17 protein-coding genes and 1 pseudogene are annotated in these 14,937 nt (G+C 36.3%); 13 read left to right on the forward strand and 5 right to left on the reverse strand.

Going from position 1 to position 14,937, the window contains the following annotated elements; translation table 11 throughout:
- Nucleotides 1-113: 113 nt before the first annotated feature.
- Both V7728_RS20510 and V7728_RS11945 read right to left on the reverse strand, forming a co-directional pair.
- A complete protein-coding gene (locus V7728_RS20510; protein WP_223252771.1) occupies nucleotides 114-215 on the reverse strand; it encodes a hypothetical protein in 102 nt (33 codons plus the stop codon).
- Nucleotides 216-308: 93 nt separating this feature from the next.
- Nucleotides 309-752, reverse strand: coding sequence for an Rrf2 family transcriptional regulator (locus V7728_RS11945; protein WP_015239220.1), 444 nt, complete (start codon nucleotides 750-752; stop codon nucleotides 309-311).
- 197 nt (nucleotides 753-949) lie between these two features.
- Between V7728_RS11945 and V7728_RS11950 the strand changes: the two genes are divergently transcribed.
- From V7728_RS11950 to V7728_RS11965, 4 genes are all read left to right on the forward strand, one after another.
- Entirely contained in the window at nucleotides 950-1,588 is a 639-nt protein-coding gene (locus V7728_RS11950; RefSeq protein WP_099566424.1) for an NAD(P)-dependent oxidoreductase, read from the forward strand.
- A gap of 724 nt (nucleotides 1,589-2,312) precedes the next feature.
- Nucleotides 2,313-2,888, forward strand: a complete 576-nt coding sequence (locus V7728_RS11955) for a TetR/AcrR family transcriptional regulator (RefSeq protein WP_012116884.1) — start codon at nucleotides 2,313-2,315, stop codon at nucleotides 2,886-2,888.
- 57 nt (nucleotides 2,889-2,945) lie between these two features.
- A complete protein-coding gene (locus V7728_RS11960) occupies nucleotides 2,946-3,695 on the forward strand; it encodes an SDR family NAD(P)-dependent oxidoreductase (protein WP_012116885.1) in 750 nt (249 codons plus the stop codon).
- A gap of 324 nt (nucleotides 3,696-4,019) precedes the next feature.
- Nucleotides 4,020-5,033: an NADP-dependent oxidoreductase gene (locus V7728_RS11965; protein ID WP_099566425.1), complete on the forward strand. Its 1,014-nt coding sequence runs from the start codon at nucleotides 4,020-4,022 to the stop codon at nucleotides 5,031-5,033.
- Between the two features lie 867 nt (nucleotides 5,034-5,900).
- Here the strand turns inward: V7728_RS11965 and V7728_RS11970 are convergent.
- Entirely contained in the window at nucleotides 5,901-6,875 is a 975-nt protein-coding gene (locus V7728_RS11970; protein WP_099566426.1) for an NAD(P)-dependent alcohol dehydrogenase, read from the reverse strand.
- A gap of 177 nt (nucleotides 6,876-7,052) precedes the next feature.
- Here V7728_RS11970 and V7728_RS11975 point away from each other — a divergent pair, with 177 nt between their 5' ends.
- Nucleotides 7,053-7,388: a winged helix-turn-helix transcriptional regulator gene (locus V7728_RS11975; protein WP_099566427.1), complete on the forward strand. Its 336-nt coding sequence runs from the start codon at nucleotides 7,053-7,055 to the stop codon at nucleotides 7,386-7,388.
- A gap of 541 nt (nucleotides 7,389-7,929) precedes the next feature.
- On the opposite strand, the gene V7728_RS11980 is transcribed toward V7728_RS11975, so the two are convergent.
- A complete protein-coding gene (locus V7728_RS11980; RefSeq protein ID WP_099566428.1) occupies nucleotides 7,930-8,958 on the reverse strand; it encodes a fatty acid desaturase in 1,029 nt (342 codons plus the stop codon).
- 146 nt (nucleotides 8,959-9,104) lie between these two features.
- On the opposite strand from V7728_RS11980, the gene V7728_RS20515 reads away from it, so the two are divergent.
- A complete protein-coding gene (locus tag V7728_RS20515; RefSeq protein ID WP_223252796.1) occupies nucleotides 9,105-9,233 on the forward strand; it encodes a molecular chaperone TorD family protein in 129 nt (42 codons plus the stop codon).
- A gap of 446 nt (nucleotides 9,234-9,679) precedes the next feature.
- On the forward strand, nucleotides 9,680-9,883 hold the full coding sequence (gene cspC / locus V7728_RS11985; RefSeq protein ID WP_003156143.1) for a cold shock protein CspC: 204 nt from the start codon (nucleotides 9,680-9,682) through the stop codon (nucleotides 9,881-9,883).
- Between the two features lie 663 nt (nucleotides 9,884-10,546).
- On the opposite strand, the gene V7728_RS11990 is transcribed toward cspC, so the two are convergent.
- Nucleotides 10,547-11,008, reverse strand: coding sequence for a CarD family transcriptional regulator (locus tag V7728_RS11990; RefSeq protein WP_059368304.1), 462 nt, complete (start codon nucleotides 11,006-11,008; stop codon nucleotides 10,547-10,549).
- Nucleotides 11,009-11,610: 602 nt separating this feature from the next.
- Between V7728_RS11990 and V7728_RS11995 the strand changes: the two genes are divergently transcribed.
- From V7728_RS11995 to V7728_RS12020, 6 genes and pseudogenes are all read left to right on the forward strand, one after another.
- Nucleotides 11,611-11,871 carry a metal-sensitive transcriptional regulator gene (locus V7728_RS11995; protein ID WP_003156141.1) on the forward strand — a complete coding sequence of 87 codons (261 nt, stop codon included), beginning with the start codon at nucleotides 11,611-11,613 and terminating at the stop codon, nucleotides 11,869-11,871.
- 160 nt (nucleotides 11,872-12,031) lie between these two features.
- Nucleotides 12,032-12,514: a DsrE/DsrF/DrsH-like family protein gene (locus tag V7728_RS12000; protein ID WP_012116892.1), complete on the forward strand. Its 483-nt coding sequence runs from the start codon at nucleotides 12,032-12,034 to the stop codon at nucleotides 12,512-12,514.
- 33 nt (nucleotides 12,515-12,547) lie between these two features.
- The gene (locus V7728_RS12005) at nucleotides 12,548-12,916 is read left to right on the forward strand and encodes a rhodanese-like domain-containing protein (protein WP_012116893.1); all 369 of its coding nucleotides are present in this window, start codon (nucleotides 12,548-12,550) and stop codon (nucleotides 12,914-12,916) included.
- 56 nt (nucleotides 12,917-12,972) lie between these two features.
- Nucleotides 12,973-13,542: a sulfurtransferase TusA family protein gene (locus tag V7728_RS12010; RefSeq protein ID WP_099566429.1), complete on the forward strand. Its 570-nt coding sequence runs from the start codon at nucleotides 12,973-12,975 to the stop codon at nucleotides 13,540-13,542.
- Nucleotides 13,508-14,672: pseudogene (locus tag V7728_RS12015) on the forward strand (MBL fold metallo-hydrolase). Before V7728_RS12010 ends, V7728_RS12015 begins: the two are co-directional and overlap by 35 nt.
- A 33-nt stretch (nucleotides 14,673-14,705) precedes the next feature.
- On the forward strand, nucleotides 14,706-14,933 hold the full coding sequence (locus V7728_RS12020; RefSeq protein WP_012116896.1) for a sulfurtransferase TusA family protein: 228 nt from the start codon (nucleotides 14,706-14,708) through the stop codon (nucleotides 14,931-14,933).
- Nucleotides 14,934-14,937: the final 4 nt, after the last annotated feature.

Below are 14,937 nucleotides of genomic sequence, written 5' to 3' on the forward strand. Positions count from 1 at the left end.
CAGAACATATTCGTTCAAACTAAGATTTGCGGTTTCTTTTATACCAATCCGAGATTTCCTCAAATCTTTGTTTGAACTTAGCTTCTGAACCTTGAGTTGTTGGATAGTAATACTCAACGCCCTATTAAAGAATCTGGCATCGTCTGCATTGTCGTTAATTTTTCCTTTTTATCATGAGCATATTTATATCCCTTACCGTAATCTAAATCTTTCATCAAAAGGAGCAGACTTTATGTCTGCTCTTTTTTTGTTCATGAAAAAGCCATTTTTTTATCCCCAGTCTGATAAAAGATTTTCTGTGAAATCATTTAACAATTATTGGTCAACTTTTCTTTTTCAATAATATCCTTTACCACATCCTCAATTGTGATATGCCCAAGAGCTTTTTCCAAGGCAGATTGGGCGATTTCAAATATTGGACCAATTGTACTTTGAATGTTCCGGCCTACAGGACATTGAGGATTGGGATTTTCATGTATACTAAACAATTCTTTATCTTGAACAACATTAACTGCTCTATAAACATCAAGTAAGGTGATTTCAGTTAGATCCTTCGCTAATTCAGCTCCGGCAATACCTGGCCGAACATTTACTAAACCTGCTTTTTTCAGCATCCCCATAATTTTTCTTATGAAGGCGGGATTTGTATTTACACTTCCAGCTAAAAATTCAGAAGTGCTAATTCCGTCTTCATTTATTTCAATAAGAGCCAATATATGAATTCCTACAGCAAAACGGCTGCTAATAGACATGATTTCTTCACCATCCTCATTACTTTACACTCTTTATAGTACACTTGTAACTGAATGTATTACAAGTTCTTTTACTCTAATATGCTCAATTAACAAGATGATAAAAGTATTGACAAATAAATGAGGTGTAACTAAAATTATTACATGTAATCAATATGGTTACATTTAAAATTTTGAATTATTAGGAGGACTTTAAATTGAAAATTGGAATCATTGGTGCAACCGGAAAAGCTGGAAGTCTTATCTTGAAAGAAGCGGTAAGCAGGGGACATGAAGTAACTGCAATTGTAAGAGATGCTGCAAAACTTAAAGAGGAAAAGATTGCAGTCATTGAAAAAAATATAATTGATCTTACATCGGATGATCTAAAAAAGTTAGATGTAATAGTTAATGCCTTCGGTGCTCCATTAGGAGAAGAACAGGCACATGTAGATGCTGGCCGGGCATTAATTAGGGCATTAAAAGGAACGGGTGCAAGAGCTGTAATTGTAGGTGGAGCAGGGAGTCTTTATGTAGACGAAAATAAAACTGTCAGTGTAATGGATACACCTGATTTCCCGGAGATTTTTATTCCGACAGCTAAAGGGCAAGGTCGTAACTTGCAAGAACTAAAGGAAACTTCTGATATTAACTGGACATTTATCAGTCCTTCAGCGGTATTTGACCCAGACGGGAAAAGAACTGGGTTTTATCAGTCAGGAAAAGATCATCTTCTTGTGAATTCGAAAGGCGAAAGTTATATCAGCTATGCAGACTATGCAATTGCAGTATTGGATGAAATCGAAAATCCAAAATATATAAATGAACGCTTTACAGTTGTTGGAGAAGCTGAATAAGTGATTGAGTAGAAACAAAGGGGTACCATTAGTGTCATCGCTAATGGTATCTTCCTTCTAAGAATGTACGGAGACATTGAAAACTTTGCAAACAGAGCAGCTGATTATTTTTATGAAAAAGGGGATTTATCACGTTCCAATGAGTATTATCGAGCTGATGACAGAGTAGGTGCTTTGTGAGTTGGACCAAAAAAATATGTATAAAAAGCTCTGACTAGCAACCTTTTGGATTAGTTAGAGCTTTTTTATTTGACTGTGTTACCCAGTGTAATCCTCCGTATTGTTTAATACACTTTAGTTTGAAAATCCGGGAAACTCTTCTACAGTTCCTAGTTCGTGTCTAAAGTGTGAATATTCCAGCGGGGAACTTTACTGAAATGAGGGGTATTTTCGAAAACACACCAGTTTGCTCTATGACCTGCCGTCAATGACATTAAAGAAATGATTTGATGAAAAATAAAAAGGAGCGATATTCGTTAAAATTCAGGTAGTAGCCATACATAGCCATATAAAACACATAATTAATTCTAAATTCTTTACTGATCGTTCTTAAATTTGATATACTTGAAATACGTTAGATCTAACTGTTTTGCTACTCAAAAGAGAATGATCATTCTTTAATTATTTCAGAATGAGGGAGGGATGAATGAATGTATAAGATTGTGCTTCTAGTACATCATTGATTCTCAGTCCTTTCCCTGAATATGTTCGAAGGTGGGATTACATGGCTAGAAATAAAGAATTTGATGAAAAGAAGGCATTAAGAAAAGCAATGATTCTTTTTTGGGAACAGGGCTATGAAAAAACATCCATGCAAGACTTGGTGGATCATATGGGCGTTCACCGCAGAAGTATTTATGATACATTTGGCGACAAACATACTTTATTTATGCGAGTCTTAAATCATTATGTAGAAATAATGGAAGGCCGAATGAAGAATGAAGTGAAAACAGAATTAACAGTGAAGCAGTCGATACGAAAATTATTTGAAATGGTGATTGATTCGACACAACAGCAGCCAAAAGGTTGTTTAGCTGTTAATGCAGCTGTTGAGTTATCCCTAATTGATGAAGAAGTAGCGAAAAAAACGACAGAGATTTTTATAAATACAGAAGCCTTATTATTTGATCTGCTAAAACATGGTCAAGATCAAGGTGAAATTCCTAAACACAATGACATCAAAGGGCTTTCTCAATTTATTCATAATTCACTCGTAGGAATACGAGTATTAACAAAAACGACAAATGATAAAGAGAAATTAGAAAGTATTATTAATTTCACTTTGTCGACACTAGACTAAATCTATTTTGTGATATCGATTAGTTAATTAAAAATATGGTTTCGAGGAGAGAATGATATGAAATACACAGTTATTACAGGAGCAAGTTCAGGTATAGGATATGAAACTGCATTGGAATTTGCTGCTCGCGGCAAAAACTTAATTATTGTAGCTAGAAGATTAGAGAAATTAGAAGGGCTTAAATCAGTAATTCATAATATAAATCCTGATTTAGATGTTATTATTCATACAAGTGACCTATCGATAACAGATCAGGCATACACATTGTATAACAGTTTAAAGGAGTATCAAATTGAGACGTGGATTAATAATGCTGGTCTTGGTGAATCTTCTTCTGTGACGGACCAGAATTTAGAGAAAGTAGAATCCATGTTACGTCTTAATATAGAGACGTTGGCGATTCTTTCCACACTATTTGTGCGAGATTATTCTCATGTAGAGGGAACACAATTAATTAATGTATCCTCCGCACTTGGATATGCGACTTATATTGGTGGTATTACCTATTCTGCATCTAAATATTTTGTTAGTGCATTTACAGAAGGGCTTGCAAAAGAACTGGAGCTTAAAAGTGCAAAAATGAAGGCAAAAGTTTTAGCACCAGCAGTGACTGAAACAGAATTTGAGAAAACTGCACAGGATGTAGAAGAATTTGATTACAAAAACTTTATGCCAATGTATCACACAGCTAAGCAAATGGCTGGTTTTATGATGGAACTTTATGACAACGATAAAGTCGTAGGTATTGTAGATGAAAGCTACAATTTCAATTTAAGAGATCAAATCTATCCAATACTAGGCGTTTAATGTATTAACAAAAATAACGTGTTGGGGTGGCTGATAAACATAGGTTCTTTGCAGTAGCGATTCAAAAAGTTTAATTATTTGAGAATGAACGTTCTAAAAGACAACAGTCCCAATTGAATAAAAAGATAATTTTGTGAGTATTTAAGGTTTAGGTGGTGGGTTGATCTTAAAATAAGGTTCCCTCCACCTAAACGATTGGAATAATATAAGATCTTTATAAAAAGAATTATATTGAGGGTAGAAAAATGAAGTAGACAGTGAAAATAATAAAAATAAGGTAAAGAAACTTAATAAAAGCAACTCAACGGAAGGGTGCTAATAAAAATGGAAACACTCATGAGAGCAGCTCAGATCACCAAATATTCAAAAAATCCCCATGTCCAAATTAATGAAATTCCAATTCCAGAGATCGCTGACAATGAAGTCTTGGTAAAGGTCAAAGCTGCGGCGGTCAATCCACTCGAAATGTTAATTATTACAGGTAGCGTGAAACTGATTCAAGATTATGAATTCCCATTAACGCTTGGTAATGAATTGACAGGTGTTATCGAAAAAGTCGGAAAAAAAGTGACAGAATTTCACGTAGGAGATGCCATCTATACACGTCTCCCTCTCGAAAAAATTGGTGCTTTTGCGGAATATGCTGCAATTGACGCTGCCGCAATTGCACCCATGCCCAAAAATTTGTCTTACGTGGAAGCCGCTGCTGCACCACTGGCTGGACTCACAGCGTATCAAGGTCTACATGAAGAACTGGAGGCAGAGTCAGGTAAAGCTGTTTTCATTCCAGGTGGATCAGGCAGCTTTGGTCAAATGGCGGTACCAATCGCAAAGGCAATGGGCCTAAATGTCATTGTTAGTGGCAGCTCAGAAGCGCGCGAACGCACTTTGGAAATGGGTGCAGTCCAATATTTGGATTATACAATAGAAAACTATGTTGACTTGTTGTCGAATGTGAATTACGTAATTGATACATTGGGACCTAAAGAATTTGACAGTGAATTGAGTATCATCAAACCGGGCGGAAGATTGCTCTCTCTCCGTACAGGACCAAATAAACGTTTCGGAAAAGACCGAAATTTCCCATCGTGGAAACAAATGCTATTTTCCCTTGCTGGCGCAAAGTATGATCGCAAAGCCAAGAAACAAAACGTGGAATACCATTTTATCTTCGTTCGTTCTGACGGCGCACAACTTAAAGAGATTACCAAAATCATTGAAGAAAACAACATTGTTCCAGCAATTCATCCAACACAATTCAACATAGACAACGTAAATGAAGCGCTAGAACTAGTCGCAAATGGACGGCCAAAAGGGAAAGTGATTATTCAATTTTAAGGGGAATACGAAGAAAGCAGTCATTAAAGTTGAGATTGTTTATGCAAAGGATTTTGAAAGGCAATAATAAGGTGTTACAAACCGCGAGTTCTGCTGATTAAGAAATGGAAAGATAAAAACCTAGATCAAATCATAGAAAAACTTCATCAAGCCGGAGTTCATTATAAAACATGGAGAACTAGCTATTTCAATTGTTCTTATAAAAAATGTTGAAATGTAATTAAGTTAGGCGGTTACTCTAATAGACATGTCACCAGTAACAAGACATTAACTGTCTTGAAATGAAAACCTACTCCATTTTTACTCCCAAATAAAAATAAATCGAAGTGAACACTCATAATCAAAATAAACAAATGCTGATATTATAGGCTTTTGTAATTCATAATAAAGAATCACTTTATTGTGGGCCCAGCGGGTGAATAACCCGTGGGTTCAAGTCCTCTCGGCCGCATACCAATAATACCAAGGGTTTGACCACCTTTGGTATTATTTTTTTGTGCGGAAAATACAGCTATGGGAGAAGACTTGCTTACCAAAACTTTCTAGGTTGAGGGCTTAGTGAGGTTAAACCCGTGGAGGTTCGACTCCTCTCAACCGCATATATGAAGTAATCCAAAAGACCAAACTCACAAGAGTATTGGTCTTTTTTGTTAATTGAAATTACAGATTTTCCACTATACCTTTTTCGGTTATTCATACTATTCTTGGTACTGGTGAAAAGACGATCTATATTATAGCGGCTAAAGTACTGAATGCATCAGCAAATTGAGTTGATCTCAATCCATCTAAAGCCCCGCCTAATAACGCCGCAAATGGAGCAACGCCTTTTACAAGAAATGAGCGTCCATTTTATCCTGAAATGATGGTTTATTTTTTATCAAGTAAATTTATGATACGTTTTCCTCGTCCACCTCCAGCTTCTAAGGAATGATGAGCTTTGGCAACATCAGATAAAAAATAAATGCTATCAATAACTGGTCTGACCTTGTTGGAATCTACATAATATGCTAATTCTTTTAGAAGTTCATTTTTGGGATTTGCGCTGAATGTGCGAACTCTACGAGAACCGAAAGTAGTTGAAGCTAATATATATATGAAGGACGAAAAACTAGGAAATCCAATAGTAACCATTCTACCGTTCTTTGCAAGCAAGCGCCTATAATGTTTGAGGTCAGTTCCCACTGTGTCCATGACTACATCAAACTTTTTAAGATCAGTAGGAGATGTTTTTTTATAATCAAATACTTCGTCTGCACCTAGCTCTTGAAGAAAAGTAAGATGTTTTTCGTTTGCAAGAGCAGTTACATGAGCACCCAACATTTTGCCAATTTGAATCGCAATGCTTCCGACTCCTCCACTTGCACCACGTACAAGTAACTTTTCGCCTTTTCTAAGTTTCGTTTTATATTTTAAGGCAATAATTGCAGTAACACCTACACCAGGCAATGCCGCGGCTTGCAAGAGATCAACCTTTGTAGGAATTTTAGATATTTTCTCAGGTGATATAGCTACATATTCAGCGGCACTACCAATTTGGCTCCTTAAATTCATAGGAAGAACTCCCCACACTCTATCACCTAATTGATAATTTTTTACGTTCGATCCTACCTCAACAACCTCACCAGAAAAGTCTGCCCCTGTTCCTTTTGGGAATTGATTACCCGTTAATAGTTTCAGCTTGCCTGATCGAAATAGCGTATCCATAGAGTTTACACTCGACCCATGTACACGAATGAGTACTTCTCCAGTTTCTATAACAGGTTTTGATATAGAATCTTCAAAAAGAACATTCGGTGATCCATATTTAGTATATTGTGCAGCACGCATCTTTTCACTTTTCATTTACTCACTCCATCTCCTTGAAAAAGTATAAACTTGAAGGGTTTTATGATCAATTTAGCTCTCTAATACATGGGTGACAGGGTTTACATATTTGATTATAATAAATGGAAAAGATTTAACAAGTACTCAATATAAACTGACTAAGTAAGGAAAAACTGACTAAGGAGTGGATAAAATATGACTGAAAGTGAGCTAAATAAAGCGATAGCTCCAGCAAGTTATGCATTAAATATATTAGCGGGAAAATGGAATTTAAAAATCTTAGCTGTACTATGTAGTTACAATGATATTCGATATAATGAGTTAAAGCGTAAAGTGTATGGAATTACAGGAACAATGCTCAATCAATCATTAAAGGATCTGATTGAATTCGGAATTGTTCAACGAGTTCAGTATAATGAAGTTCCATCAAGAGTAGAATATTCATTGACTAGGGCAGGACTAGAGCTGAACCCTATATTTGAACAACTTCTTTTATGGGGCGAAAACCAATTAGAAAAATCAAAGTCATAATAAAATGAATATACAAAGAAAACGATGATCACGAGTAGAATAACAAAATAAAAATTAATTTTAAATAAATGTTTTTTATTTGTAGAAGAGATTGGCGAATTCATTTCAATTATAAACTGATAGAAGTATGAACAAGGTGATTCAAAAACGAACGTTTTGACAATATTAATATGATTGTTCGATATTATAATAATGATTATTCTTTGGAGGGTTTCCGAGTGGTGAAGTATTAGGGAATTTTAAGTCTTCAAGATGGCTGATAAAGTAATAAAAACGAGTAAATGTGTGCAATGGATATAAGTAAATGAAGGATATAACATGGATGCACCCAATTGAGAGCCCAGCGGGTGAATAACCCGTGGGTTCAAGTCCTCTCGGCCGCATCTCAATGATACAAAGGGTTTTGACACCTTTGGTATTTTTTTGTTGTAAGTGCATGTGGCATTAAAAAAGTGCTGACCTCTGCACAAAATCTTTGCGCGAGTCTGCACTTTTATTATGCAAGATACACTGCCCATTATCATCGATTATGGGCGTTTATTTAATCCGTTCTTAGCCGAGCTGATACCTGGCTTTTAGAAGTTTTTTTTAAGTGGGTAAAACCAACAAATTTTTTGCCTTCTTCATCCCATAGGCGGAACTTTAACGACTTAATACTTGTTGCCAGTGTGATGGTCGGAACGTTTTGCAATGGTTCGGTGTTGTTATGCACGATTTCAAGCTTATAGTTTGGGACTCTTGGGCTTAAATGATGAACATGATGGAAACCGATATTGCCTGTTAACCATTGCATGACTTTTGGAAGCTTATAAAAAGAGCTTCCTTCAACGGCTGCTTTTACATATTCCCAATGCTCATCTTCTTCGAAATATGAATCCTCAAACGTATGCTGAATATAAAACATCCAAATTCCGAGGGATCCCGAGATCATAAAAATTGGCGTCTGGACCAGCAGAAAGGTTTGCCAGCCGATAGCCCAACATAAAAGTGCTGCCAAAGCGACGATCCCCAGGTTGGTTACATATGTATTCATCCGTTCTTTGCGTTTTGCTCCTTTACGATTAAAACGATTGGTAATCCCGAAGACGTAAATCGGTCCGATAATAAACATAACAAACGGATTTCTGTACAAACGGTACATTATTTTTGTCTTAGTTGAGGCTTCTTTATATTCCTCAACAGTCAGTACCCAAATATCGCCCGTACCGCGTTTGTCCAGGTTGCTGCTTGTCGCATGATGGACAGAATGATCGTGTGCCCAATGATCAAACGGATGCAGAGTCAGAATTCCTGTTATTGTTCCAAGGATTCGATTCGCCTTTCGGTTCTTAAAAAAGGAATAGTGGCAGCAATCATGAAAGATGATGAAGGTTCTTACTAAAAAACCTGCTGCAACGACAGAAATGGCTAATGTAAGGAAATAAGAAATGGACAAGCTCTTATATGCCAAATACCATAGCAGGAACAATGGCACCAATGTGTTAACGATTTGACATATACTTTTTTGTAAATCGGACTTTTCATAGGGTGTAACCAGTTTTCTCAAAGTCCTTAGGTTTTGTTCATTCATTTTTTAAAAATTTCCCCTTCCCTGATGTTCTTCTATGTATCGAAAACGTTTGTCTTTGAAGTCACACCGTCATACACCATAGATGATAAGTATCTTTCCCATTCGTTTGTGAAATTATTGGAAATGAGATACTTTTTTCCAGGTCGATTAAATCTTTATTAGCAGAACCAGCCGGAATTCAAAAGGTGTATGAAGATTATACCCAGCTCTTTATCGGGCCAAACTCTCTCCATGCTCCCCAATGTGAATCGGTTTATTTAGACCGTAAACTTTGATTGTTTGAGGAACAAACATGACAAGTTAATACCGTTAAAATAGAGGTATACCTGAGTGATCGTTTGGAAACATCTGCAGAAACAAATCTGTACCAGTGAACAGCCAAGAATATCTTGTACTTGAACAAGAAACAGCTGAGCCTTTTAAAGAAATCTTTAACAATCAATATGAAGTACTGGGTTTGAAGACACTCGTGATTCATTTTCACGGTGTTTTCAAACCATAGCTATTAATAGGCATCTTATTTTGCACTGGTATCGACAGGTTTAACAAATAAAACATGAATGAACACATTATTAATTTGCAGTTATTTCCGTTTCGTGCTATGATAAAGGAGAATTATTTTTGTTCGTGTAAAGGATAGTATGAATATCGACTTTTCGTCTTGATGATACTTTGGGCAAGGATAGTAATACAATGTGTAACACACTAGGAGGCAACAAAAATGGAACAAGGTACAGTTAAATGGTTTAATGCAGAAAAAGGTTTTGGATTTATCGAACGTGAAAATGGAGACGATGTATTCGTACACTTTTCTGCAATCCAAAGTGACGGATTCAAATCTTTAGACGAAGGTCAAAAAGTAACGTTTGACGTTGAGCAAGGTGCTCGTGGAGCTCAAGCTGCTAACGTTCAAAAAACTGCTTAATCTTCAATCGTTTATACAAACAGGCTCTTTATATAGGGCCTGTTTTTTTATGTTCTCTGTATCATACTGAATAAAAAAACCCTACTCAACGTTCGAGTAGGGACAGTTGCTACAAGGTAAGAAAAAGGTTTAAAACCTCAAAGGATTGTTTACAGTATAACATACCGGATTGACGATATGTGGAATATATATAAATGATTTGTTTTTATGTTCTCAAGATAACTGTATGTTATTCTTTGTTACAATTCGCATATCTCTTTTACGAAAAGAAGATAACCAACTGCTATTCACTGTGGAAGCAGATGTAAGAAATTCTTAAAGATAAAGAGGGGAGTGGTTGTTTTTTCTTCTGGAAATAATCACTTAGACCTAAAACAATGAAAGCCCTGCCTCTCTTCCATCCTTACGGCTCCTTGTCCGTGCCAGTGTGAATCAGGATTACAAAAATCAAGTGACTATTTCATCGAGTTTTTTGATAAAACATCAAATGTTCGTTGAAGAAATTTTTAATAATAAAAACAGATTAGATTGTAGGAATAATAAAAGAGGTTAATGTTCTAAAAGTAAGTTGAAGAAGTTAAGCGTCTTCGAAATATTTTAATCGTAATATTCCGAAAACTCGTGGGTGCTTTTTGGAATGCAAAACATTATTTAAAATTAACCTTAGCAGAAACTTTTCATTTGTTTTTCAGTGATTCCTTTAATGACTTCCAGTTCACTAATCAAAAATTCATATGCATGATCCAACATTTTTTTTTCGCTTGAATTAAGTGCTTTTTCTTTCTTCATTCGCATTAAATCACGTACAACTTCAGCGCCTTCTTGTATTTCACCCGTTTTTATTTTGTTCGTGTTTACTATATACCTTTGCTTCCACGGCAGTAACTTATCTGATTCTCCATGCTGAAAAATGTGTATAATGTGTTTTAATGCACGTATATCAGTAACTGGCCGTATATTTGAACTCAATATTTTACGCGTTGGAATCATAACTGTCATATTACTGATTGACATTCTTATGACATAATACTGTTGTTTTTCCTCTAAGAATTGTTTTTCTTCTATGGCTTCAATTGTACCTGCTCCGTGCATTGGATAAACAATGTTATCGCCAATTTGAAACATATAATCCACCTCCATATATGGGAACTTAACTTAAGGTTATCATATATGGAGTGAGATATCAAATTTTTAATGATAACATGGTCATTTATTTGTGTCAATAATTTTTTTTAAAAAAACAACATCAAAACAAGAGGGAACCTGTGGGATTCCCAAAAAAGGAAAGATCAATTGGTCCGTGTATATCTTGGAATCTCGACTAATTAACAGAGATCAGTTTTTCGTTGAAAATGAGTTATTAAATCTCCTTTAGGAGTTCATGACTTGACATCAATGACAGCAATTGAATCCTAGGTTTGTTTACTTTTTTACTTTTTCGATGTCTTCTTCTCCTCAAGGATACCAATCATACAATTAAGAGCATGTTAAGTAAATATGGAGACTTCTTGTGATTAATCTTTTGGGTTTAACGTAAAACAGGTGGGTACTAATATTAACTCTTTATAATCATTCTCATGCCGTCTTGAAAATTGACAGTATACCTGTAAGGGTATAATATTGATTCACAAACATTATCTAGTTAATAATGTAGTGTGATAAAGCATAGTATGAAGTGATAGTTGATAACATGCAAATATATAAATTTCAAAGAAGGAGTTCAACGCATGGAATATGATCAAAAGATTAAAAATCGCTTACGCCGGATAGAAGGACAGATAAAAGGTGTATTGACCATGATGGAACAAGGAAAAGATTGCAGAGAGGTTGTGACCCAACTAGCTGCTTCACGTAATGCGATCGATCGAGCAATGGGTTTGATTGTGAGCACAAACCTTGAACATTGTGTTCGTGAAAGTTTAGAAAAGGGAGAAGACACACAACACTTAGTAAAAGAAGCGGTCGACTTATTGGTAAAGAGCCGATAAAAAAATTCATCAACCTATCATCTTTAAGGTTGACGGATTTTTATATTTATTATAATATACCCCTACCGGTATTTTGGATTGAATAATAGGAGATCTTTCGAAAAAAATTTTAATTCTAATATACCCATAGGGGTAATAGTGGTTAGTCAGGAGAATAAACATGACAAAACAAACAAAACGCACAACAATTGTTTTATTTAGCGGCGAATATGACAAAGCAATGGCAGCCTATATTATTGCAAATGGTGCAGCTGCCTACGATCATGAAGTGACGATCTTCCATACGTTTTGGGGATTAAACGCTTTACGTAAAGAAGAGCTGATTCCAGTGAAAAAAGAATTTCTTGAAAAAATGTTTGGAAAGATGATGCCTCGCGGTGCTGATAAGATGGGTTTATCTAAAATGAACTTTGCAGGTATGGGCCCTAAAATGATTAAAAATGTGATGAAAAAGCATAATGCACTTACGTTGCCTCAGTTGATTGAGATGGCTCAAGAACAAGGTGTAAAGCTCGTAGCTTGTACGATGACAATGGATCTTCTTGGTTTACAGGAAAAAGAACTATTAGATGATATCGACTATGCTGGTGTAGCTGCTTATTTGGCAGATGCTGAAGAAGGCAATGTCAACTTATTTATCTAATGTTGTTCATTGCAAGGGAGGCTATGAATCACGATGGGCAGCGGTGTAATCATCAATACCTTACTCATTTTATTTTTACTGTGGATCGTATTTCGACGTTTTTTCCCATTGCATGGTGTTAAACAAATAACAACTGCTGATTTAAAGTCAGAGCTGAAAAATAAAGATAAACAGTTTATCGATGTACGAACACCCCATGAGTTCCGTACAAGGCATATTAAAGGGTTCAACAATATTCCCTTATCTGACTTGCCTCGTCAAACTCATCAGCTTTCGAAAGACAAAGACGTCTTTGTGATCTGCCAAAGCGGAATGAGAAGTGTAAAGGCAAGTAAAATATTGAAGAAACAAGGGTTTAAACATATCACAAATATAAAAGGGGGTATGAATACATGGCATTAACACCGATTTTTATTTATTTGTATACCCCCGCCCCTATATAAGAAAAGGAGGAAAAAATCGTGAAAGCAAATATTGTATTAGACGCTAAAGGCTTGTCATGCCCAATGCCAATCGTAAAAACAAAGAAGAAAATAAAAGAATTAAAAGCTGGTGACATATTAGAAATTCAAGCAACAGATAAAGGATCGGCGGCAGATCTGCAAGCATGGGCAAAAAGCTCAGGCCATGAATATCTAGGTACTGAAACAGAGGGAGAAGTCCTTCGTCACTTTCTTCGAAAAGGAGGAGAGCATTCATCAGAAAATGCATCTTCAATTCCTGAGATTTCATTAGAAGCTTTCACACAGAAAGTGGATCGTGATGAGTCTCTTCACATTTTAGATGTACGAGAGATAGAGGAGTATGAAGAAGCCCATATCCCCGGAGCGGTGCATATCCCTCTTGGCGAAGTGGAAAAGCGCTCTAACGAATTAAACAAAAATGATGAAATTTATATTATTTGCCATTCAGGAAGAAGAAGTGAAATGACAGCTCACACCATGAAAAAACAAGGTTTTAAAAAGGTTATTAATGTTATTCCCGGTATGCGGGATTGGACAGGTAAAACAGAAAAAGGAGGTATGTAAACATGACCGTGCAAGCACTTACCGCAAAAGAAGTCACACAAAAAATCTTTCACAAAGAATCTTTATTTATTTTGGATGTACGTAATGAAAATGATTTTAGCGATTGGAAGATTGAAGGACATTATTTTGACCATTTAAATGTACCGTATTTCGATCTTTTAGATGGCGTAGAAGATATCTTGGAGAAAATTCCTTCTGATAAAGAAGTGCTGGTCGTTTGTGCAAAAGAAGGTTCATCTGTCATGGTATCCGAAATGCTTTCTGAAGCAGGTCATTCTGTATCCTATCTTAAGGGCGGAATGAAAGCATGGAGCGAACATTTAGAGCCGGTAAAAGTCGGGGATTTAAAAGATGGCGGTGAGATGTATCAGTTTGTTCGTATCGGTAAAGGCTGCCTGTCATACATGGTCATCTCCAATGGTGAAGCAGCGATTATTGATGCGACACGTATGGCAGATATTTTTATAGACTTTGCGAAAGAGAAGGGCGCGGAGATTACTCACGTATTTGATACACATCTTCACGCAGACCATATTTCAGGCGGCAGAGTCATAGCTGAAAAAACAAAAGCAACCTACTGGTTACCACCGAAGGATGCAGAAGAAGCGGTATTTGATTATCAGCCGCTGGAAGAAGGCAACGATATTGTCATTGGAAACACAAAGATTGGCATTCAACCGATTTATTCACCGGGGCACACGATTGGTTCCACTTCTTTCATTGTCGATGATCAGTATCTTCTTTCAGGTGATATCTTGTTTATTGATTCAATTGGCAGGCCAGACTTAGCCGGTATGGCAGAAGATTGGGCAGGAGATTTAAGAACAACGCTTTATAGCCGTTACAACGCGTTATCACAGGATTTAATTGTATTACCGGCACACTTTATGATCATTGACGAGCTAAATGAGAATGGAAGTGTTGGTAAAAAACTACGCACATTATTTAGCGAGAACCATGGTTTGAACATTGCGGATGAAACACAATTTAGACACTTAGTAACAGATCATTTGCCTCCGCAGCCAAATGCATACCAAGAGATTCGAGAAACAAACATGGGGAAAATCAGCCCGGATGAAGAAAAACAGCGTGAAATGGAGATTGGTCCAAACCGCTGTGCAATACGGTAACACAAGTTTCTATTAAAAAGAGGAGAGACGAACATGAAATCAGATAAAGTATTAGACGCAAAAGGCCTGGCATGCCCAATGCCAATCGTCAGAACAAAGAAAGCGATGAATGAACTGGAATCAGGTCAAATATTAGAAGTGCATGCAACAGATAAGGGAGCTAAAAGTGATCTTGCAGCTTGGTCTAAATCAGGCGGGCATGACCTTTTAGAGCAAACTGATGAAGGCGATGTATTGAAATTCTGGATTAAAAAAGGCTAATGAA

This window comes from Bacillus sp. JHAA (genome assembly GCF_036961585.1).
GTDB classification, from domain to species: Bacteria; Bacillota; Bacilli; order Bacillales; family Bacillaceae; genus Bacillus; species Bacillus velezensis.